23 protein-coding genes and 1 pseudogene are annotated in these 21,843 nt (G+C 53.5%); 22 read left to right on the top strand and 2 right to left on the bottom strand.

Translation table 11 applies throughout. The annotated features are described in order from the left end of the window. Positions 1 to 33 precede the first annotated feature (33 nt). The 17 genes from BLR08_RS15905 to spoIVB all read left to right on the top strand — a co-directional run bounded on the left by BLR08_RS15905 (position 34) and on the right by spoIVB (position 15,691). Positions 34 to 846 carry a SpoIIIAH-like family protein gene (locus tag BLR08_RS15905; RefSeq protein ID WP_072331981.1) on the top strand — a complete coding sequence of 271 codons (813 nt, stop codon included), beginning with the start codon at positions 34 to 36 and terminating at the stop codon, positions 844 to 846. A gap of 236 nt (positions 847 to 1,082) precedes the next feature. Next, positions 1,083 to 1,574: an acetyl-CoA carboxylase biotin carboxyl carrier protein gene (accB, locus tag BLR08_RS15910; protein ID WP_072331978.1), complete on the top strand. Its 492-nt coding sequence runs from the start codon at positions 1,083 to 1,085 to the stop codon at positions 1,572 to 1,574. Between the two features lie 17 nt (positions 1,575 to 1,591). Beyond that, positions 1,592 to 2,950, top strand: a complete 1,359-nt coding sequence (accC, locus tag BLR08_RS15915) for an acetyl-CoA carboxylase biotin carboxylase subunit (protein ID WP_072331975.1) — start codon at positions 1,592 to 1,594, stop codon at positions 2,948 to 2,950. Positions 2,951 to 3,147: 197 nt separating this feature from the next. Then, positions 3,148 to 3,561 (top strand): Asp23/Gls24 family envelope stress response protein, encoded by a 414-nt coding sequence (locus BLR08_RS15920; RefSeq protein WP_072331972.1) that lies wholly within the window; start codon positions 3,148 to 3,150, stop codon positions 3,559 to 3,561. Between the two features lie 76 nt (positions 3,562 to 3,637). Next, entirely contained in the window at positions 3,638 to 4,198 is a 561-nt protein-coding gene (gene amaP / locus BLR08_RS15925) for an alkaline shock response membrane anchor protein AmaP (protein WP_072331969.1), read from the top strand. Positions 4,199 to 4,241: 43 nt separating this feature from the next. Continuing rightward, positions 4,242 to 4,454, top strand: coding sequence for a DUF2273 domain-containing protein (locus tag BLR08_RS15930; protein ID WP_256257682.1), 213 nt, complete (start codon positions 4,242 to 4,244; stop codon positions 4,452 to 4,454). A gap of 65 nt (positions 4,455 to 4,519) precedes the next feature. Beyond that, positions 4,520 to 4,978 (top strand): transcription antitermination factor NusB, encoded by a 459-nt coding sequence (gene nusB, locus BLR08_RS15935; protein ID WP_072331964.1) that lies wholly within the window; start codon positions 4,520 to 4,522, stop codon positions 4,976 to 4,978. 85 nt (positions 4,979 to 5,063) lie between these two features. After that, on the top strand, positions 5,064 to 5,930 hold the full coding sequence (gene folD, locus BLR08_RS15940) for a bifunctional methylenetetrahydrofolate dehydrogenase/methenyltetrahydrofolate cyclohydrolase FolD (protein ID WP_072331961.1): 867 nt from the start codon (positions 5,064 to 5,066) through the stop codon (positions 5,928 to 5,930). A gap of 9 nt (positions 5,931 to 5,939) precedes the next feature. Next, positions 5,940 to 7,295: an exodeoxyribonuclease VII large subunit gene (gene xseA / locus BLR08_RS15945; RefSeq protein WP_072331958.1), complete on the top strand. Its 1,356-nt coding sequence runs from the start codon at positions 5,940 to 5,942 to the stop codon at positions 7,293 to 7,295. Continuing rightward, positions 7,292 to 7,543 (top strand): exodeoxyribonuclease VII small subunit, encoded by a 252-nt coding sequence (xseB, locus tag BLR08_RS15950; protein WP_072331955.1) that lies wholly within the window; start codon positions 7,292 to 7,294, stop codon positions 7,541 to 7,543. Before xseA ends, xseB begins: the two co-directional genes overlap by 4 nt. After that, a complete protein-coding gene (locus tag BLR08_RS15955; RefSeq protein ID WP_072331953.1) occupies positions 7,540 to 8,445 on the top strand; it encodes a polyprenyl synthetase family protein in 906 nt (301 codons plus the stop codon). The genes xseB and BLR08_RS15955 overlap by 4 nt, the downstream gene beginning before the upstream one ends. Before the next feature lie 149 nt (positions 8,446 to 8,594). Then, entirely contained in the window at positions 8,595 to 10,481 is a 1,887-nt protein-coding gene (dxs, locus tag BLR08_RS15960; protein ID WP_072331950.1) for a 1-deoxy-D-xylulose-5-phosphate synthase, read from the top strand. Between the two features lie 29 nt (positions 10,482 to 10,510). Beyond that, positions 10,511 to 11,395 (top strand): TlyA family RNA methyltransferase, encoded by an 885-nt coding sequence (locus BLR08_RS15965; RefSeq protein WP_072331947.1) that lies wholly within the window; start codon positions 10,511 to 10,513, stop codon positions 11,393 to 11,395. Between the two features lie 81 nt (positions 11,396 to 11,476). Next, entirely contained in the window at positions 11,477 to 11,959 is a 483-nt protein-coding gene (locus BLR08_RS15970) for a hypothetical protein (protein ID WP_072331942.1), read from the top strand. 35 nt (positions 11,960 to 11,994) lie between these two features. Further along, the gene (gene ahrC / locus BLR08_RS15975; protein ID WP_072331935.1) at positions 11,995 to 12,444 is read left to right on the top strand and encodes a transcriptional regulator AhrC/ArgR; all 450 of its coding nucleotides are present in this window, start codon (positions 11,995 to 11,997) and stop codon (positions 12,442 to 12,444) included. Between the two features lie 16 nt (positions 12,445 to 12,460). After that, entirely contained in the window at positions 12,461 to 14,161 is a 1,701-nt protein-coding gene (gene recN / locus BLR08_RS15980; RefSeq protein ID WP_072331932.1) for a DNA repair protein RecN, read from the top strand. 183 nt (positions 14,162 to 14,344) lie between these two features. Then, positions 14,345 to 15,691: a SpoIVB peptidase gene (gene spoIVB / locus BLR08_RS15985; RefSeq protein WP_176835534.1), complete on the top strand. Its 1,347-nt coding sequence runs from the start codon at positions 14,345 to 14,347 to the stop codon at positions 15,689 to 15,691. A 73-nt stretch (positions 15,692 to 15,764) separates the two neighbouring features. Here spoIVB and BLR08_RS31170 read toward each other — a convergent pair whose 3' ends face one another. Continuing rightward, positions 15,765 to 16,049, bottom strand: a complete 285-nt coding sequence (locus tag BLR08_RS31170) for a hypothetical protein (RefSeq protein ID WP_176835532.1) — start codon at positions 16,047 to 16,049, stop codon at positions 15,765 to 15,767. Positions 16,050 to 16,607: 558 nt separating this feature from the next. Here BLR08_RS31170 and spo0A point away from each other — a divergent pair. From spo0A to BLR08_RS32115, 3 genes are all read left to right on the top strand, one after another. After that, the gene (gene spo0A, locus BLR08_RS15995) at positions 16,608 to 17,414 is read left to right on the top strand and encodes a sporulation transcription factor Spo0A (protein WP_072331929.1); all 807 of its coding nucleotides are present in this window, start codon (positions 16,608 to 16,610) and stop codon (positions 17,412 to 17,414) included. Between the two features lie 196 nt (positions 17,415 to 17,610). Then, on the top strand, positions 17,611 to 17,871 hold the full coding sequence (locus tag BLR08_RS32110) for a site-specific integrase (protein WP_371117375.1): 261 nt from the start codon (positions 17,611 to 17,613) through the stop codon (positions 17,869 to 17,871). A gap of 110 nt (positions 17,872 to 17,981) precedes the next feature. Continuing rightward, positions 17,982 to 18,554, top strand: a complete 573-nt coding sequence (locus BLR08_RS32115; RefSeq protein ID WP_371117377.1) for a tyrosine-type recombinase/integrase — start codon at positions 17,982 to 17,984, stop codon at positions 18,552 to 18,554. A 279-nt stretch (positions 18,555 to 18,833) separates the two neighbouring features. On the opposite strand, the gene BLR08_RS16005 is transcribed toward BLR08_RS32115, so the two are convergent. Then, the gene (locus tag BLR08_RS16005) at positions 18,834 to 19,817 is read right to left on the bottom strand and encodes a hypothetical protein (protein WP_072331926.1); all 984 of its coding nucleotides are present in this window, start codon (positions 19,815 to 19,817) and stop codon (positions 18,834 to 18,836) included. A 232-nt stretch (positions 19,818 to 20,049) separates the two neighbouring features. Here BLR08_RS16005 and BLR08_RS16010 point away from each other — a divergent pair, with 232 nt between their 5' ends. After that, positions 20,050 to 20,796, top strand: coding sequence for a DUF4238 domain-containing protein (locus BLR08_RS16010; protein WP_072331923.1), 747 nt, complete (start codon positions 20,050 to 20,052; stop codon positions 20,794 to 20,796). A gap of 50 nt (positions 20,797 to 20,846) precedes the next feature. Beyond that, positions 20,847 to 21,843 (top strand): annotated as a pseudogene (locus BLR08_RS16020) (IS3 family transposase); the annotation flags it as partial.

Raw genomic sequence — 21,843 nt, forward strand, 5'->3', positions numbered from 1 at the left:
AAACCTATAACCGTATACGAGGAGGAATTATCGATGAATTCCAAAAAACAAACCATTTGGCTGGTTTCCATGCTGAGCTTGATGGTCGTGCTCTCCGCCTACTACCTGTTCACTGAGGATGTCAAGGAACTTGATGTAGCAACCTCCGCTACCGGGCTAAATACCCGCGAGATCGTCGTCAACACGGGCCAGCTCGATTCGGCCGGCCCGGTTGCTCCGGAAGCCCAAGCCGTATCCGGCAAAGCTGCCGCCGGCTCCGCTAACGGCCAAACGACAACGCCTCCGGCAGCCGCGCCTTCGTCGTCCGATGCCAAAGCGGGCGGCCAGACGGACGGCAAGGCCAGCAGCACGAAAACCGATACGCCATCCTCGGCCGGCACAAGCGGAGCCAAGGCTGACGACAAAGCGGCTCAGCCTGTGTCGAAACCGGAAGCAGCCGGTTCGACGGAAGACGCCAAGGTTCTGCAAACGATGCAAACGACAGCCAAAGCGACAAGCGGCTCGGACTATTTCATCTCCCTGCAGCTGAAGCGCAATGAGGAGCTGGCGAAGCAGGTGGAGGGCCTGATGGCAATCGCCACCGATCTGAAAAAAACGAAAGAAGAGGCGGCCAAGGCGCAGGAAGAAATCGCCAGGCTGCAGGATATGCATGATAAAGTGACCAGCCTTGAAGAAGGTTTGATGAAGGACTTCCCGCAGGTCGTCGTTACGCAAGATGCGGCCAAATGGAAGGTGACGGTTCAAGCGAACAAGCTGGAGCGGAGCCAGGCGCTCAGCATCGTCGACAAGGCGATGGCAGAGCTGGGGCTGAATCCCGATCAGATCAAGGTGGAGATGAAGCCGTAAGCGGACAGACGGCAGTCCCCGCGGTTGTCCGTCTGGCGGCGGGAATTCACCGGGTTTCTGCGAGGAAAGGTTAGGAGGGGGAAAGCCTGCGAGCAGCGGGCTTTTTTCCGCTGCGGGGCTTGGCCGCCGCATCCGGGAGCGCAGCAGGGGCTGGGCATGGCTGCAAGAAACTCTTCCCTTCAAACTAGATTGTGATATAATAACAACGTCAGAAAGCCCAAAGGAGTGGATTTCCTGTGTTTAAACTGAGTGAAATCAAAGAATTGGTCAAGCTTGTGGATCAAAGCTCTTTGCAGGAACTTGAGATTGAAAGTGAAGGCGCGCGCCTTTTCATCCGTAAACCGAATAAAACCGAACAGGTGGTGCTCGCAGCGCCCAGCCCGCAGCAGCTTGCCCCTGCGGTCACGCATATTCCTGCTTCCGGGCCGGCTGTACAAGCTCCCCCGGCGCAGACGCCGGCTGCTGCCGCTCCTGCCGCCGATGCGGGATTACATACGATCGTCTCACCGATGGTAGGCACCTTCTATGCGGCGCCGTCGCCGGGAGCGGCAGCGTTCGTCTCCAAGGGCAGCGATGTCAAGGAGAAAACCGTCGTCTGCATCATTGAAGCGATGAAGCTTATGAACGAGATCGAAGCCGAGGTCAAGGGCGAGATCGTCCAAGTGCTGGCGGAGAACGGTCAGCTCGTCGAGTACGGACAGCCGTTGTTCCTGGTGAAGCCGGAGTAAGTAGGAGGAGAGAATCGTTGAAGTTTCATAAAATATTGATCGCCAACCGCGGCGAGATCGCGGTGCGCATCATCCGTGCCTGCCGGGAGCTCGGCATCAGCTCGGTAGCGGTGTATTCGGAAGCCGACCGCGATTCGCTGCATGTTCGCCTGGCGGACGAGGCCTATTGCATCGGGCCTACCTTGTCCAAGGACAGCTACCTGAATTATACGAACATCATGAGCGTGGCTACGCTGACGGAAACGGACGCCATTCATCCGGGATACGGCTTTCTGGCGGAGAACGCCGACTTCGCCGAAATTTGCGAGAGCTGCAATATTACATTTATCGGTCCTTCGCCCGAAGCCATCAGCAAGATGGGGGATAAGGCGGTCGCCAAGCAGACGATGAAGGAAGCGGGCGTACCCGTCATTCCGGGCTCCGACGGACTGGTGGAGACGATGGACGAGGCGATTCGCCTGGGCCGCGAAATCGGTTATCCGATTATTATCAAGGCGACGGCGGGCGGAGGAGGCAAAGGCATTCGCATTGCCGACGACGAGGACATGCTCGTGCAACAGATCACGACCGCCCAGCAGGAGGCGCAGAAGGCTTTCGGCAACGCCGGCGTTTATCTGGAGAAGTACTTGACCGGCATGAAGCATGTTGAAATTCAGGTGCTGGCGGACAAGCATGGCAATGTCGTACATCTGGGCGAACGCGATTGTTCCGTACAGCGGCGCAGGCAGAAGCTGGTGGAGGAAGCGCCGTGTCCGGTGCTGACGCCCGAAATTCGTCAGCGGATGGGCGACGCGGCAGTCAGAGCCGCACAGGCAGTCAACTATTCAGGCGCGGGTACGCTGGAATTTTTGCTCGGGCAAGACGGCCAGTTCTATTTCATGGAGATGAATACACGGATTCAGGTGGAGCATCCGGTTACCGAGATGATCACCGGGGTCGATATCATAAAGGAAATGATCCGCGTGGCGGAAGGAGAGCCGCTGTCCTTCACGCAAGAGGATGTCGTGATCAACGGCTGGGCGATCGAATGCCGCATCAATGCCGAAGATCCGGAGCGGGGTTTTATGCCGTCCGCCGGCCATATCAAATTTTATTTGCCTCCGGGCGGATTCGGAGTGCGGGTTGACAGCGCCGCTTATCCGGGCTATACGATATCCCCGCATTACGACTCGATGATCGCCAAGCTCATCGTGTGGGGAGTCGACCGGGACGATGCGGTCCAGCGGATGAAACGCGCGCTCGCCGAATTTTCTGTTGAAGGCATACATACGACGATACCTTTCCATTTGAAGCTGCTGGAGCACAAGAAGTTTCTGGCCGGAGATTTCGATATCAAGTTTCTGGAAGAGCATGATGTCAATGATCCGGAATCGTAGAGGTTCCGAACCTTCACGTTCACTTCGTTGTCATATTTTTGGCCCGGTGGTATAGTATACAGTATAGACAAGGTTTGGGCTGATGCCAGAACCAGTCGTCAATTTCGGGCAAAGAATCGGACTATCAACCTGAGCGCTCTGCTTTCCAAGTGAACGAGGCCATTTTGCTACGCAAAAAATATGAAGGAGGACCTTCCATGAGCTTACTTGCTGCCGATTACGAGAAAACCGACATGGGTACGATCCAGATTGCGCCTGAGGTCATAGAAATTATCGCCGGCATGGCTACCATCGAGGTGCCGGGCGTCGCGGGAATGAGCGGCGGCTTTGCCGGCGGGATCGCCGAGCTGCTGGGACGCAAGAACTTGTCCAAAGGCGTGAAGGTTGAAGTTGGCCAACGCGAGGCGGCCATCGACGTTTCCGTCGTCATCGAGTTTGGAACGAGAATCCCGGAGGTCGCGAGCGCCGTTCAGCAGAACGTGAAGCAGGCGATCGAGTCGATGACGGGACTCAGCGTGATCCAGGTGAATGTGCACATTCACGATGTCATTTTCAAAGGTGCGGAGAAGCCGCCGGAAGAGCCGGAGACGATCTCGCAGCGCGTGAAATAAACCGATCATAGTCAGGTTGAACCCCCTTACGCTCACGTCTGGGGGTTCCTCCATATTGCGGAAGGAGCCCAAACACGTGGTCAAAGTACTCGATAAATTTCTGCTGTTTCTTCTCAGCCTTATCGTGATTATTGTCGCTATTGTCGCCCTATTTGCCGCGTTTGGGTGGATTTCGCTGGGCAGCACGCAGCAGTTCGCCGAGCATGTCTACCGGGATTTCGACTATGCGATTCCGTTCATTGCGACGGCGGCCGTCACCGCATTGCTGGCTCTGCGCTTCCTCTACATATCGGTGCGGCGGGGGAAAGCTTCCATTCCTTCGATCGACCAGCGTACGGAGTTCGGCGATATTCGAATTTCGCTGGATACGGTGGAGAATCTGTCGCTCAAGGCTGCTTCCCGCTCCCGGGGGGTACGCGATCTGCGGGCTCGGGTCAAGGTGAATCAAGCGGGGCTTGAAATCGTCATTCGTGCGATCGTTGACGGAGAAACTCCGATTCCCGGCCTGACGGAAGAGATGCAGGCGAACGTGAAGAGCCATATTCAGGACATCACCGGCATTCCCGTGGCGTTCGTATCCGTCTTTATTGCGAACATTCAGCAATCCGCTCCGACGTTCAAGAGCCGCGTAGAGTAGGAAGGAGTGCCTGGGCATGTGGAGGTCTATGTGGGACCAACTGATGGAGAAGCACCGAAGGGCAACGTTATGCACCCTCGCTGCGTGCGTGCTGGGCATCATTTATTTGTTCTTTGGCTTGTTTCATATGTTAATCTTTGGCTTGATCGTATATACTGGTTATTATATAGGGAATAAGCTTGACCGGAACGAGCCGGTATTTCCCGCAGAAGACGTTTGGCGCCGGCTAATGGACAAATGGAGATTGTTCCGCTAAAATCCTTGGGAGACGCCCAAGGATTTTTTTGTACGGATTTGAACCAACAGGAGGATTTACAATCAATGAGACGAAGACTGGCGAGGGAGCTTGCTCTGCAAAGCTTGTACCAGATGGGAATGAACGAAGTCACGACGACCGATGCGGTCGATCATGTTGTGGAGGAGGCCAGAGGTGAGGATGAGGCGCAGCTGACGCGTGCGAAGGACCAGATTTCCGAGCTGGACGTCAAGGAATTGGTCGAAGGCACGCTGCGCCACAGATCGCAGATCGATCATTTGCTGGTCGATTATTTGAAGGGCTGGCAGATGGACAGGCTCTCCAAGGTGGATCGCGAAATTTTGCGGCTGGCCACCTATGAGATGATCTACTGCGACGATGTGCCGCCGAAGGTTGTCGTCAACGAAGCGATCGAGATGTCGAAAAATTTCGGGACGGAAGAATCCGGCAAATTCGTTAACGGAGTGCTCGGCAAAATGATTCGCGACCTCGAAACTTTGCGCGGACAAGCTCCGCAGGAATAAGCTGCTGTTGCCGCGTGCCTATGCAAGCTGATGGAGAGAGAACCGCTAATCCGCAATTGTATCTACGAAAGGGGAACGTAAGCAAATGTCTGCACATGTCATCAACGGGAAGGAATTAGTCGGCGCCTACCGGGCCGAAATCAAGCAGCAGGTCGAACGGCTGGCCGGACAAGGAGTGAAGCCGGGCTTGGCTGTGGTGATCGTTGGGGATGATCCGGCGTCGCATGTGTATGTGCGCAACAAAAATCGCGCCTGCGAGGAAGCGGGCATCCACTCTGAGGTTTACAAGCTGGCCGCAGAGACGACGGAGGAGGAACTGCTCGCTCTGATCGCCAAGCTGAACGCGGACGAAGCGATTCACGGCATTCTTGTGCAATCTCCTTTGCCTGGACATATCAATGAAGAGCGGGTCGTTGAGGCAATTGCGGTCGAGAAGGACGTCGATTGCTTCCACCCGGTCAATGTCGGCAATCTGATGATCGGCAAGCCTGGTCCGGCGCCTTGTACGCCTGCGGGCGTGATCGAGATTTTGAAGAAGACCGGCGTTGAGATCGCCGGCAAGCATGCGGTGGTCATCGGTCGCAGCAACATCGTCGGCAAGCCGATGGCGGTGCTCTTGCTCAGGGAGAACGCGACAGTAACCGTCTGCCATTCGCGCACGAAGGATCTTGCGGCGGTCACGAGCCAGGCGGATATTCTGGTGGCGGCGATCGGCAAGCCGAAAGTCATCAAGCGGGAGCATGTGAAGCCCGGGGCCGTCGTTATTGACGTAGGCGTGAACCGGCTGGATACGGGCAAGCTGTCCGGAGATGTTGACTTCGACGATGTAGTGGATGCGGCATCCGTCATCACGCCGGTTCCGGGCGTAGTCGGACCGATGACAATTACGATCCTGCTGCGCAATACGCTGGAAGCTGCAGAGCGCGCTGCGGGTTTGCGCGCCTCTTCGTGAGCTTAGCCTATGAGCCAGAAGACGATACTTTCGATCAAGGAACTTAACCGGTTCATAAAGCTGAAGCTGGAGAGCGAGGACGCCCTTCAGAACGTGTGGGTGCGCGGCGAAATATCGAATTTTACCCATCATTCGAGCGGACATATGTATTTTACGTTAAAGGATGCGGACAGCCGGTTAAAAAGCATTATGTTCGCCTCCTATAACCAGCGGCTCGCGTTCATTCCGAAGGAAGGCACAAAGGTGCTGGCCTGCGGGAATATCTCCGTCTACGAGCGGGACGGGCAATACCAGTTCTATGCGACTCAGATGCAGCCGGACGGTATCGGCAGCTTGTACCTGGCCTTCGAGCAGCTGAAGAAAAAGCTGGAGAGCGAAGGCTTGTTCGCGCCGGAGCGGAAGAAGCCGATCCCGGCGTTTCCCCGCGGGATCGGCGTGGTCACGTCCCCGACGGGAGCGGCGGTCCGGGATATTATCATCACGCTGCAGCGGCGTTACCCTTCGGTGCCCGTGCTGCTCTTCCCGGTGCTGGTCCAAGGCAAGCAGGCGGCTCCCTCCATCGTGAAAGCGATCGAGGAAATGAATCGCTTGAACGAAGTCGACGTATTGATTGTAGGCAGGGGCGGCGGTTCGCTGGAAGAACTGTGGGCGTTTAATGAAGAAGCGGTAGCGCGGGCGATTCATCGCTCGCTGCTGCCGATCATATCGGCGGTAGGCCATGAGACGGACTTTACGATCGCCGACTTCGTAGCGGATCTGCGGGCTGCGACCCCTACGGCCGCGGCTGAGCTCGCCGTACCGCATCATATGGAGCTGTCCCAGCGTCTGGCTCACTTGAAGCAGCGCCTGTACGGAGGCTTGACCGCCAAGCTGGATCAGAGCCGGGAGCGCCTCAAGCGCTCCGAGCGGTCGCCTTATCTGACGAATCCGCGCAGGCAGCTGCTGCTGCAGCCGGCAGAACGTCTGGACCGGACTCGCGAGCAGCTGATCTACCGGCTGCGCGAGCGGCTGAACCGGTCGCAGGAGAAGCTGATGAGAAAGGAGCGCCAACTGGCGCAGCATAATCCGAAGGAGCAGATTCACTACTCCCGAAAGCGTCTTGAAGGAGCAAGCCGGCTGCTCAGACAGTCTATGCAGGCGGCGCTGAAGGGCAAACAGCGGGACTGGACGGCTTGGGTCCGCCAGCTTGACGCGCTCAGTCCGCTCAAGGTCATGCAGCGGGGCTACAGTCTTGTCTATGACGAGAAGGGAACGCAGCTTATCAAGTCCACCCGGCAAATTCAGCCGGGCGATGTGCTGAAGCTTCAACTGTCGGACGGGAAGGTCGATTGTCATGTCTGGTCTATGGAGGAGAATTCACAATGACGGAGCAAGAACAAACCACGCCAAGCTTCGAGCAGGCGATCGAGCAACTGGAGAGAATCGTCGCCAAGCTCGAAAGCGGAGATGTGCCCCTGGAGCAAGCGATCGAGCTGTTCCAGGACGGGATGAAGCTGTCCCAGCTGTGCGGACAGAAGCTGGAGCAGGTGGAGCGCAAGATCGAAGTACTGCTTGAACAGGAGGGCGGTCTTGTGAAGAAGCCGTTCCAGCCGGGTGAAGGAGATTTGAAATGAACGGCAGCTTAAGCATCTCAGATTACATCAAAGAGCAAGCCGCGCTAATCGAGCGCGAGCTGGAGCGCTCCGTTCCCTCCGAATGGAGCATGCCGGCCGCTCTGCGCGAGGCCATGCTGTATTCGCTGATGGCCGGCGGCAAGCGGTTGCGTCCCATTCTCGTGCTCGCTGCGGCCGAAGCGCTGGGCGGACGCGGAGAGGATGCGCTTCCGGTTGCGCTAGCCGTAGAGATGATTCATACGTACTCCCTTATTCATGACGATCTGCCGGCGATGGACAATGACGATTTCCGCCGCGGCAAGCCGACCAACCATAAAGTATTCGGCGAAGCGATGGCGATCCTGGCGGGCGATGCGCTGCTGACACACGCGTTCTATACGGTCGTTCAAGCAGCGCGCAAGCGGGGTGTGCCGGGCGACACCATCGCCGACATCGTCGAGGAGCTGGCGCGTTTGTCGGGCGCTCCGGGCATGGTGGGCGGCCAGGCGGCCGATATGCAGGGCGAGCAGGGCGTGACGAAGCTGGAGGAGCTTGAATACATTCACCTGCATAAGACAAGTGACCTGATTGTGTTCTCGTTGAAGGCCGGAGGCCGTATTGCGGGAGCGGATTCGGCGCAGCTGGCCGCGCTGGAGCGGTTCGGCACGTGCATCGGACTGGCCTTCCAGATTCAGGACGATATTCTCGATCTGGTCGGCGACGAAGTCAAGCTCGGCAAGCCGGTGCAGAGCGATGTCAAGCAGCAGAAGGTCACCTACCCGTATTTTATCGGGATGGACGCTTCCCAGGCGAAGGTGGAGGAGCTGACCCGGGAAGCCCGGCAGGCGGTCATCGGTGCGGGGTTTCCCGCTCCCGAGCGGTTGCTTGAGCTGGCCGATTACCTGATGAAGCGGGATCATTAGACCCGGGCATGATCAAGCGGTCAGCATCTGATTGACCGCTTGCGAACAAGACCGGCGTAGTTCCGTTTGAGCGGGCCGATTCGCCGTGATATAATGACTGGGTACATAGTACGGCAAACATCTTATTGCGGAAAGCGAGGGGAACAAGCATGCTGCTCGAACATATTCAACAGCCTGAGGATTTAAAGCGTCTGACGATCGAACAGCTCGAACCGTTGGCAGCCGAAATCCGCCAGTTTCTGGTCGAGAATCTGTCGGTGACCGGCGGCCACCTCGCGCCGAATCTTGGTGTTGTCGAATTAACGCTCGCACTGCATTACTTGTTTGATAGTCCCCAGGATAAATTCATATTCGATGTCGGACATCAATCTTATGTGCATAAAATATTGACAGGGCGTAAGGACAGATTCGGTACGCTCCGGAAACATAAAGGGCTATGCGGCTTCGTCAAGCGCTCGGAAAGCGAGCATGATGTGTGGGAAGCCGGCCATAGCAGCACATCGCTCTCGGCGGCGATGGGCATGGCGGTCGCCCGCGATCTGCAAGGCGGCTCGAACCGCGTGATCGCGATGATCGGCGACGGCGCTTTGACCGGAGGCATGGCGCTGGAAGCGCTCAATCATATCGGTCATGAGCAGCGCAAGCTGATGGTTGTGCTGAACGATAACGAGATGTCGATCGCGCCCAATGTCGGCGCGCTCAGCAATTATTTGGCCCGGATTCGTTCGGACCGTCATTATGTGAAAGCGAAGGAAGAAGTCGAGCATCTGATCAAGAAAATTCCGGCTATCGGCGGAACGCTGGCCAAGACGGCCGAACGCGTGAAGGATTCCTTCAAGTATCTCGTCGTGCCGGGCATCTGGTTCGAGGAGCTGGGCTTCACGTACTTCGGACCTGTAGACGGTCATAACTTGCCGCTGCTGATGGAGACGCTGCGCCAGGCCGACAAGGTGAACGGCCCGGTCGTCGTTCATGTCATTACCTTGAAGGGCAAAGGCTATTCTCCCGCAGAGGCGGATTCGCACAAGTGGCATGGGATCAGCCCGTACAAGATCGAATCCGGCCAAGTGCTGAAATCCGTCGGCCCTCCGATGTATACCGAGGTGTTCGGCGGCACGCTGATCGAGCTGGCCAGGGAGGATAAGCGCATCGTAGCGGTCACCCCGGCGATGCCGGGCGGGTCCGGCTTGACCGGTTTTGCGAAGGCTTATCCCGAGCGGATGTTCGATGTCGGCATTGCCGAGCAGCATGCGGCTACGTTCTGTGCGGGCCTCGCTGCGGAAGGGCTGAAGCCGGTGTACGCCGTTTATTCGACCTTTATGCAGCGCGCCTATGATCAGATCGTGCATGATATATGCCGCGCCAATCTGAATGTCATGTTCGCCATCGACCGCGCCGGATTTGTTGGTCCGGACGGGGAAACGCATCACGGCATCTTCGATATTGCGTATATGCGCAGCATTCCGAATGTGGTCGTGATGATGCCCAAGGATGAGAACGAGCTGCGTCATATGATGAAGACGGCTCTCGACTATGATCAAGGCCCGATCGCTTACCGGTATCCGCGGATCAACGGGCTTGGCGTTCCTCTTGACGATGAGCTCCAGCCGATCCCTATCGGCACATGGGAAGTGCTTCGTCCGGGCGCCGACGCGGCGGTGCTCGCCGTTGGTCCGATGATACCGGTCGCGCTGGAAGCAGCGGAAGCGATGGCCAAGGAAGGTATCCAGGTGCGCGTAATCAATGCCAGGTTCATCAAGCCGATGGACGAAGCGATGCTTATGCAGCTGGCCAAGGAGGATATTCCGGTGCTGACGCTGGAAGAAGGCGCTGTGATGGGTGGTTTCGGCAGCGGCGTGCTCGAGTTTTATTCCCTGCAGGGCATCTACGGCATGCGTGTCAAGGTGATCGGCGTGCCGGATTATTTCGTGGAGCACGGTTCCGTGAAGGAACAATACGAAGAGGTCGGCTTCACGGTGGAGCGGCTCGTTACCGATATTCAGGCACTGGTGCCCCGCCGCAGGCAGCGGGCATAACCCAAGCCTTACTTAACAGAGGAGCCCACATGAATTCGGAGAAATCGGCTAAAGAAAGGCTCGACGTACTGCTCGTCGAGCAGGGATTGTTTGAAACGAGAGAGAAGGCCAAGGCGGCCATCATGGCCGGTCTTGTCCTGGTCGGGGGAGAAGCGGTAGATAAAGCGGGGACCAAGATCCCGGTCACATCGGCCATCACGGTGAAGGGCGCCATACATCCTTACGTCAGCCGGGGCGGCTTGAAGCTGGAGAAAGCCTTGAAGACGTTCGAGCTGGATCTGAACGGCGTCACGATGATCGATATCGGGGCTTCAACGGGAGGGTTCACCGACTGCGCGCTGCAGAATGGAGCCGCCTTCGTGTATGCGGTCGATGTCGGCTACAACCAGCTGGACTGGTCGCTGCGCAAAGACCCTCGCGTCCATGTGATGGAGCGGACGAACTTCCGCTTTATGCAGCCGGGCGACTTGAAGGGGCCCGCTCCCTCCTTCGCATCGATCGATGTGTCCTTCATTTCGCTGAAGCTGATTTTGCCGCCATTATTCCAGCTGCTCGTCCCGGGCGGCTCGGTCGTGGCGTTGATCAAGCCGCAGTTCGAGGCCGGGCGGGAGAAGGTGCCGAAGACAGGCGTCGTGAAGGAGCCTGCCGTACACCGCGAGGTGCTGGAGGCGGTGCTCGCCTATGCGGCTGACACGGGCTTCGCCGTTCGCGGCCTGACCTTCTCGCCGATCAAGGGTGGAGAAGGCAACATCGAGTTTCTGGCCCATCTGGTCAAACCTGTTGCGGAGGAGGCCGGAGACGGCGAGCAGCCGCATGATCGCCAGCAATCGCATATTGATCGAACGAGCCTCGATGCGCTGATCCGCGAGGTAGTTCAAGAGTCGCAAAGCATGCAGAACTCATCCGTGGGCTAGTTTCGTCCACAGCGGTGAGTTTTTTGCTGCAGGGGAGGAGTTTGCCTCCGGGTTCCCGAATAGTACAGACGAGGTGATGCCATGCAAAGCGGAGACGGGTTGGTCGTCCTGTTGGTAGTCGTAGCGTTCGGGTTCTGGTTTTACGCGGCTATGAGAAAGAAGATGCGGGAGACGGTCGAAGCCTCTCCGCCCCTCGATTGGTTGAATGCCGATGCCGAGACTGAGGTGCCCGAAGACGAGGCGACCCGTCTGCTGGACAAGCATGGATACCGCGTGCTGGCAGGCAAGCGGCGTATTCCGATCACCATCCGCGCGGATGAAGCCGCGACGCTGCAAAGCCGGTTATTCATCGATTACATGGCAGAGAAGGATGGACATTACTACGCGGTCAAGCTTGCCAAGGAGCGGAAGCCGCTCGAGCGTACCGGAAGCTCGCTGCGCGACCGGCTGCTCGTGTATCAGCTTCTTGACGAGCGTACGGACGGCGTCTTGTATGTGCGGCTCGTTGAGAAGCAGGTCGAATGCTACCGCTTCTCTCTGATGGAGGCGGATGAGGAAGAATAGTCCGATATTTGTGAATAGAAGCCTAGGAGGAACTTATGAAAGGCCAACGGCATGTGAAAATACGGGAAATTATTACGAATAATGAAATTGAAACGCAGGATGATCTGGTCGAACAGCTTGCGCTAGCCGGATTTCATGTCACACAGGCAACCATCTCGCGGGATATCAAGGAGATGCACCTGATCAAGGTGCCGCTCGACGATGGGCGCTACAAGTACTCCATGCCCGCGGATCAGCGGTATAACCCGCTGCAGCGTCTGCGGCGCGCGCTCAACGATCATTTCGTACATATCGATTATTCGGAAAATCTGGTTGTGCTCAAAAGCCTCCCGGGGACGGCCAGTGCGATCGGCGCCTTGATCGACAGTCTGGAATGGAATGAAATCATGGGCACGATCTGCGGCGACGATACGATTTTGATCATCTGCCGGACGAAGGAACAAAGCGTCCATGTGGTTAATCAAGTGATGGGGATGTTAAGCTGATAGAAGAGGTGAGCGTATGCTGTTGGAATTATCGATTCGCCATCTGGCGGTTATCGAGCATGTCGAGCTTCATTGCAAGTCCGGCTTCCACGTGCTTACCGGTGAGACGGGGGCAGGAAAATCGATCATTATCGATGCGCTCGGTTTGATCGCCGGAGGCAGAAGCTCGTCGGATCTCGTCCGTTACGGCAGTGACAAGGCTTCTATTGAAGCGTCCTTCCTCGTAGCGGGGGATCATCCGGTCTGGGCTGCGCTGTCCCGTCTTGGGATCGAAGGAAATTCGGATGAAACCCTCATCATTCGGCGCGAAATTTCGGCGCAGGGCAAAAGCACCAGCCGCGTGAACGGACAGCTCGTCAATCTGGCGATGCTGAAGGAAATCGGCGAATGTCTGGTCAATATTCATGGCCAGCATGAGCACCAGTCCTTATTCCATCCGGAAGGCCATATCCGATTTCTGGACGTATTCGGCGAGCCGACGATCGGTCCGGTGAAACGCGATTATCAAAGCGCTTACGAGGATTATCAGTCCATCCGCAAGCAGGTGCGCGAGCTTCAGGAAACGAGCCAGCAGGCGCTGCAGATGGCGGATCTGTACAAATTCCAGGTCGAGGAAATCCGTTCGGTGAAGCTGAAGGCCGGGGAGGATGAAGCTCTCCAGGAGGAGCGGAGGAAGCTGTCCAATGCCGAGCGCCTGTACCAGAGCGCGGCCGATGCTTATGAGCTGCTGTACGGCAGCGGCAAAGGGCTGGATGTGGTCGGCCGCGCCGTTCAGAAGCTGCAGGATATCGCCGCTTACGATACGTCGCAGCTGCAGCCGCTCGCCGAGCAGGTGCAATCCGCGTTCTACCAGCTGGAGGACGCCGCCCATCAGATCCGCGATTACCGCGATGAGATCGAGTTCAATCCGGGCCGGCTGGATTTTATTGAGCAAAGGCTGGATACAATCTCCTCTCTTCGGAGAAAATATGGAGACAATGTGAAGGAAATTATCGCATATGCCGACAGAATCGAGGCTGAGCTGAGCCTCATCGAACATAAAGACGAACGGCTTCAAGAGCTGCAGCGCGAGGAGAGCAAAGCCTTCGAGCGGATGTCGAAGCTTGCTTCCGATCTGACCCTGAAGCGGCTGGCGGTAGCGGAGAGGCTGGCTGCCGAGATCGTCAATGAACTGCGGGAGCTTCATATGGAACGGACCCAGTTCAAGGTGCAGGTGGAGTCGGAGGGCGAGCGCAAATTTTCGCCGGACGGGGCCGATCAAGTCGAATTCCTGATCTCAGCCAACCCGGGGGAGCCGCTGCGCTCCTTGAGCAAAATCGCCTCAGGCGGGGAAATTTCCCGGATCATGCTGGCTATGAAGTCGATATTTGCTCGGGTGGACCGCATCCCCGTCCTTGTATTCGACGAAGTGGATACGGGAGTCAGCGGACGCGCGGCGCAAGCCATCGCCGAGCGGATGTCCAGGCTCTCCAGTGATTGCCAGGTTTTCTCGATCACCCACCTGCCGCAGGTGGCCTGCATGGCTGACGTTCATTATCTGATCCGTAAGACGACGGACGGCGACCGGACTTATACGAATATACATGAGCTGCACGACGGCGAGCGGGTGCATGAGCTTGCGCGGATGCTTGGCGGTGTTGAAGTGACGGGCAAGACACTGGAGCATGCGCAGGACATGCTCAGCCTGGCTGAGGATAAGAAGCTCCGTATGGCTTGACAGCGGTGGGAGCATTTTGGAGTTATAAAAGCATAGGCGGGGGGTTACCTTAAAGGTACACAAACGGCGGTGCTGCGCAAGAGAAACGGCGAACCGACAGGTCGCAGCGCAGGTGTGACGCCGGCTTTCGAGTCAGAGGAGGCCGGCGCCGCTAAGCAAAGGAAGCAAGGGAGCGTGAGCGAATTGAGTTCCAACCAGAGAAAAAGATTGATTGGATTAGTGCTCGTCCTCTTCGTTTGTTTGGGAAGCTTAACCACCCCTTTCCGCAGCTTTGCCTCATTCCCCGAGGAGCTCCGATTGTTTACCGGACAACAAGCCCATCTGAAGCTGGCAATGCCTGTGAACGCCCAGATTACCGTGAGCCACCCGGAAATTTTGAAAGTGAATGGTTCAACCGAGCACTCCTTCCGAGTCGATCTACATCATCCGATCTCATTGGAATCTTATCAGGCTGGCAAGGCGGAAATGAAATTGAAGCTGTTCGGCGCCATTCCGTTTAAAACCGTAAAAGTTAATGTCGTTCCGGATCTGAAGGTGATTCCCGGCGGACAGACAATCGGCGTGAAGCTCAAATCCGCCGGCATCATGGTAGTCGGCCACCATCTGGTTGCTGTCGCGGAGGATAAGAAAACATCCCCTGGCGAAGAAGCCAAAATACTGCTGGGCGACCTGATCGTCAAAATGAATGGAAAACCGATCCAGGATGTAAGCAAGGTTGCCGAGCTGGTGAAGGAAGCGGGAGAGAACAAGAAGCAGATCCTGCTTACCATCGTACGCGGTAACGATACCTTGGAAGTGCCGATTACGCCCGCCTATGATACGGTGGACAAAGCCTATAGGCTTGGATTATACATCCGCGATTCGGCCGCAGGCGTCGGCACGTTGACTTTCTATGCACCCGATCAAGGGGTATATGGAGCGCTTGGCCATGTAATTACGGATATGGATACTCAGACTCCGATTGTAGTGGGCGGAGGGGATATCGTTCATTCGAACGTCACGTCCATCTCGAAGAGCCAGAACGGCGAACCCGGCGAGAAGCGGGCGCAGTTTTCCAGAGAAAGCAAAGCTATCGGCAATATCGAGAAAAACACGCAGTTCGGCATTTTCGGCAAAATGCATGATGCTCCGGATCACGGGCTGACGGATAAAGCTCTGCCCGTTGCTTTCGCCGAGGAGGTCAAGGAAGGCCCGGCCCATATTTATACCGTTGTGGGTGGTCAGAAGGTCGAGAAGTTCGATATTGAGATTATCCACGTCGCCAAGCAGGAGCATCCTCAAACCAAGGGGATGGTCATCAAAATTACGGACCCCAAGCTGATTGATAAAACCGGCGGGATCGTGCAAGGGATGAGCGGCAGTCCGATCATTCAGGGCGGTAAAGTCGTTGGGGCGGTAACCCATGTTTTCGTGAACGACCCGACCAGCGGATATGGCTGCTTTATCGAGTGGATGCTGCAGGATGCAGGTATTATGCTCAGATCGAAAGGAACGGCCGGGAACCCGGCCAATGAACTGAAAGCCAGCTAAGCCAGGCTTTCAGTTTTTTTTTCGCTTGACTAAGCTAAACCTCAATCTTTGTACGGATGCCCTTGGCGATCATTCAGCTTCCATGGCTTTGCGACCAATCCCCATGGGCATAAGGAATTACCTGATTGATGGCGTTTCCGGCGCCGGCAAAACTACGGTCTGCAACGAATTGCAGCGGCGCGGCTACCATGCTATTCATGGCGATCGTGAGTTGGCTTATCAGGGCGACCCGGAAACGGGTACCCCGACGGATGGCTTTAAACCCGAACACCATATTTAGCATGTTGATAAAGTAAAGGCTTTGGTCGACAATCAGGATGAGGCGGTAACATTTTTCTGCGGCGGTTCGCGGAATCACTCCAAATTCATCGACCTCTTCGACGGTGTGTTTGTCCTGGAGGTCGACCTGGAAACCACTCTCCGGCGGATTGATGAGCGTGTGGCGCTGGACCCGACTGACTGGGGTGGCAGACTAGAGGAACGGGAATTATTGCGCGCTTGCATCAAACGAAAGAAGGCATTCCTAAAAACGGGATTATAATCGACGCCACCGCACCGATCGCGCACATCGTTGACGAAATCCTCCAACGCCAACGGCAGCTTAAAAGAAGTTGAGACAGTTCACTGGCCCAATAACCTGATAGAAGACCGGATTGGTTTTACATTCTGCCAAGTGGTGGAAGCAAGCAACAAAAATCGCGTAAACTTCGTTCAAGAGAGCGAGACTTGCCTTATTCGGAGAGCATTTGTCGATTATTGTTTAATCGTGCATTAAATTTTCCATTATAATAGAAAACTTAAAAAAAATCCATAAAAATAATATTCGACAGAAGGAATTTGAACCCGTCTGTCGAAATCATATAGCAAGGTAAATAATGCTAAAGTTAATTGCCGCAAATGAAGGGAGAGCTTGCCGTTGCAAACCATTGAAGTTCTTTTAGCTGATGATAACCGTGAATTTACGAACCTGCTTTCTGAGTTCATTGATGAACAAGAGGATATGCGCGTAACTGGTGTGGCCTACAACGGAAATGACGTTCTTCGATTAATCGAGCAAAGCGGCCGCGTTCCTGACGTGTTAATACTAGATATTATTATGCCTCATCTGGACGGGCTCGGCGTATTGGAGAAGCTGCGCGAGATGGATCTGAGCCCGCAGCCCAAAATCATTATGCTGACGGCCTTCGGTCAAGAAAACATCACGCAGAAAGCGGTACAGCTTGGCGCTTCCTATTATATTCTGAAGCCGTTTGACATGGAGATTTTGACGAACCGCATCCGTCAGCTCGTCACAACCTCCTCGTCATCGATGCCTATGATGAGCTCGCAAATTTCCATGAAAGCCAATGTCGTTCAACTGCCGAAGGGTAAAAACCTGGACGCGAACATTACGACGATCATTCATGAAATCGGCGTTCCGGCGCATATTAAGGGCTATCAGTATTTGCGCGAAGCGATCACCATGGTTTACAACAATATCGAGATACTGGGCGCCATTACGAAAACGCTCTATCCGGCCATCGCCGAAAAATACAAAACGACGCCCAGCCGCGTCGAACGCGCCATCCGCCATGCGATCGAGGTCGCCTGGACGCGCGGCAATATTGACAGCATCAGCCACCTGTTCGGCTACACGATCAATATCAGCAAATCCAAGCCGACCAATAGCGAGTTCATCGCGATGGTGGCGGACAAGCTGCGTATCGAGCATAAGGTGTCGTGAAGGCAAGAGCCGTAAGGTTTTGAGCGTGTCAAGGGCTATTGCAGTTTTGGCTATAAATATCCGAAAGCGGACGTTTTGAGCCGATAAATATCGAATGAGTAAGCCAACAAATACCACTTGTTTATTGGGTTCCCAACAACCCCATAAAGGAGTGGTATTTCTTATGACAGACATGGAATTTCACATCGACAATTTTATGCTTTATTGCAGTTCGAAGAATCTTTCCCGCAAGACTTTGGCATCCTATGAACAAACCCTTAAGTTGTTTACGTTGTTCTTGAAGCAGAGCTTTGATATCGAAGATGTGAGAAAGTGCAATCGGGGCATATTCGGCAATACATTAAGTATCTGCGGGAGCGGGGCAAGTACACGGTCGTCAACAAGGAAGAGAGCAAGAACATTAATCATCCCGATAACCGAAGCGATTATAAGAAGGACATATCGACGACAACCATAGCCAACTACGTTCGGAACATCAAAGTCTTTTTCAATTATCTGTACCACGCCGAGCGGGAAATTCCAAAGAACCCCGTGGACAGTATCGACAACCCTAAGCCTGAACGGAAGATGAAGAAGATATGGACACCTGATGAAATCAAGCGAGTATTAAAGCAGTTCGATTCATCAACCTTCCACGGCTACAGGAACTACATCATTACCAATCTATTGTTGGATACGGGAATGCGAATTGGAGAATGCCTGTCCTTATTCCCTGAGCATTTTGACTATACCCATAAGAGCATCTTAATCACGAACCCGAAGAATAAGCAGGAGCGATATGTGTACTTCTCGTTCAAGCTGGCTAATGACATGAAGCAATGGATGAAGTACAAGGACAGGTATTCGGAAAGCCCATTCTTGTTTCCGACGACCAGAGGAACGCAGCTTGAAGTACGCAATTATGAACGAGCATTGCGCGAAGCGGGAGAACGGGTAGGGGTATCCATACATCCTCATCAACTGAGGAATAACTTTGCTAAGTACTATATCTTGAATAACGGGGACTGGTTTAGCTTGTGCCGCATTCTAGGGCATAGCTCGGTTGAAGTAACTCAGAAAGCTTATCTGGATTTCACGAATGATGAAATCGCTCGTAAGTATCAGAAGCATAGTCCTATCGCGCACATGGATGGGATTTGATTGTGCAGTGAAGCTCTAGGAGGCGTTTCTAGGCTCTTGGGGTTAGGGAGCGGGGATTTTCAATAGGGCGGGTTAAAAGTCGTAATAGCCTCATTATGAGGCTGTGAGGTATCATACAACATGGAGCACCTATCTCGTAATGGAGAAGGTGCTCGTTTTGTTTAATTCTTTGTCCTTTGGATTACATGATTGATACCGATAACTGCTAAACCGATTATTACCAAGATGAACCATGCAGGGGCTGAGAAGGCCTTGCCGCCTCCTAATGCGATTCCGACGTTACCCATTGTGTGTCACCTCCTCTCCCGTAATCTGAGCAAGGAGAGCGGGCAGAGAAGCGATAATTTGATTCCAGCTCTCCCTAGTTGTAGGCTTGGACAAGAACTGCATGAGCTGCTGACGAAAACCGCCGCTGATCAGAACAAGCAGTACATATCTGTAGAACGACGGCTTGTCTGTAAAGAACTTTATTTGATAATAATCCTCAAGGTTCTGGATGCTGTGACCGAAGATGGGGATGTCATATACGCTTCCAAAGTGGGTTTCAAGGTCTGACCAATAATCCTTAAGCAAATTTATGAGCTCATACGCTTCTCTATAGTCCTGTTCTTCGGATTGTCTAACCGCATTCCTCCAGATCATTTGTTGCAACCATGCATTTGTAGACTCTAGGACAGTATCGCCTGCGATTTCCGATGCGATATTGGATTGCTGATTGAAGACACGGAATACTTCCTGAGAGATGGCTCCCTTCGAAATGATATCAGAAATAAGCTTGCTTACAATCATTATACGTTTAGCATTTTCCCGTGCTTCGATCTTTTGCTTCTCTTCAAACTCTTTTGAAGGCCGACCAATTGCTTTTGGTGCTTTTGCCGCGTCGTCGGTGGCAATATCATCAATGATCTCTGGATAGTCAGGATGAGCAGTATATCCCGCAACGTCCTTGAATGTATTCATAATGCTTGAATGGAATTCAATAAGTCGTGCCTTTAGCTTGTCCCACTGAACGGGATAGCCTTTCCAGTACAGGATGAAGATATAGTCCTTCTGATGCTTACATAGCCTGCTAGATTTAAGCTTATCAATCAAGATAACAGCGCTTATTGTCCGCTCGTCGTAGTGGGTAACGACACCTTGGGAGAACCCTAGACTAACACGATTCCCAACGATAAGACCATATTCCACGTAACGCTCAATCATATTGCTGCTTATTGATATTCCATGCTCTCGAACTCGTTCAAGCAGTTCCTTTTTCAACATTGTTTTCACCTCTTGAACCGATTGTATCCCGCACAGAATATGAAAACAATGGATGCTGAATGCGGAAATGAATTTGGTGATTGATACTGTATCTATAGTAATACGAGCTGGATCACCGTAGCGAATTTGGAAATCATGCTATAATTACATCTACAGGAATAGAGGGGACTTAGTACTAGTACAGGACTAAATCTTCCGAACAATTATGGCTTCTGAATGGGGGGAGTTATCGGTGAAAAACCTTAGAAAGAATCATCATTACGTATCCCAATCATACTTAAAAGCATGGGCAAATAATCATCATAGAGTTTGGACATACCGTACGTTAGTCTCCCATAATGCAGTTCCAGAGTGGTCACAATCGTCAATAAGGAGTATAGCCAATCATCAGCATCTGTTTACCCGCACCATAGTAGGAGATGAGTCCGATGAGGTTGAAGTGTGGATGGATCAGGAAATTGAATCTCCTGCACAAATAGCCTTGTCAAAAGTACGTTCTAATGAACCTTTAAACGGACAAGAGTGGGAGTGCTTGCTTAGATTTGTAGCTCTTCATCACATTCGCACCCCAGCATATTATGTAGAACGTATGGAGTCTTGGAAGAAAGAGATGCCAAGGATTCTCGAAGGGGCTATGAAGTCCGCAATCAGTAAAATGAAAGCAAACAAGAGCCAGGGGCACAATTCTGCTCCTGAGTCAGATCCTGATTCTAAAATGATCCCTATGAAATTAACTAAAGAAATAAATAATAATTCTGAGATGGGTCAGTTGAAATCAGAGTTGATATTGGGACGGGGGCTTTGGTTGTTTGCTATTCGTCACATCATGTCAAATACATATAAGGTATTGAATAATCATTCATGGAGCATACTCCGTGCTCCTGAAGGAATGGAATGGATCACTAGTGACAACCCAGTAGTAAGATTGAATTACTACGGAGCAGGGTCTTTGGATCGGCTACACTTAGTTGGACAATAAAAATAAGGGCTTGTAGAATAAAGCTATCATCCTAAGGAGCGGATCTCTACATGCTAAAACAACGCAGAACCTTTACAGCAGAATTTAAGAAACAAATGGTGGGGCTCTACGAAAATGGAAAATCCCGAGCAGCGATTGTGGAGGAATATGACCTCACTGCCTCCGCTTTGGACCGCTGGATTAAGCAGGCCCAAACGACGGGTTCGTTCTCCGAGAAGGACAATCGCTCCCCGGAAGAGAACGAGCTTATCGCCTTACGAAAAGAGAACCAGCGTCTGAAGATGGAGGTAGACATTTTAAAGCAAGCCGCGCTGATCATGGGACGAAAGTAGCTATCATTCAGAACAATCGTGATAAATACTCGGTATCAGCAATGTGCGACGTCCTGCAAATCGCAAGAAGTACCTTTTATTATGAAGCGAAAGAACAAGTGAACGAAGATGAGTTAACGGAAGCCATCGTGGAGATATTCCACAAGAATCGAAAAGCCTACGGTACACGAAAGATCAAAACCAAGCTTCAGGATCAAGGACTCATCGTGTCTAGACGTCGTATTGGCCGAATCATGCAAGAACAAGGCCTAGTCTCAACCTATACAATCGCCCAGTATAAGCCTCATAAAACGGCCTGTAATGAGGCGGCAACGACAAATGTGTTAGATCGTGAGTTTGATCAAGCTGAAGCTAAGCGCTTCGTGGTAAGCGATCTGACGTACGTGAAGGTAGGGCATCGTTGGCATTACGTTTGCGTACTTATCGATCTGTTCAACCGAGAGATCATTGGCCATAGTGCAGGTCCAAATAAGGACGCTGCTCTGGTTTCACGCGCCTTTGCCACCGTACAAGGTGATTTGAGTCACATTCAGTGGTTTCATACGGACCGCGGCAGTGAGTTTAAAAACCAAAAGATGGACGAGCTTTTGGAAACCTTCAAAATTGGCCGATCGCTAAGCAAGAAAGGTTGTCCCTATGATAACGCTGTGGCTGAAGCCACGTACAAGGTCATGAAAACGGAATTCATCCACCAAATGGACTTCCAAAGCCTCCA

This window comes from Paenibacillus sp. cl123, assembly GCF_900101595.1.
Lineage (GTDB): Bacteria > Bacillota > Bacilli > Paenibacillales > NBRC-103111 > Paenibacillus_G.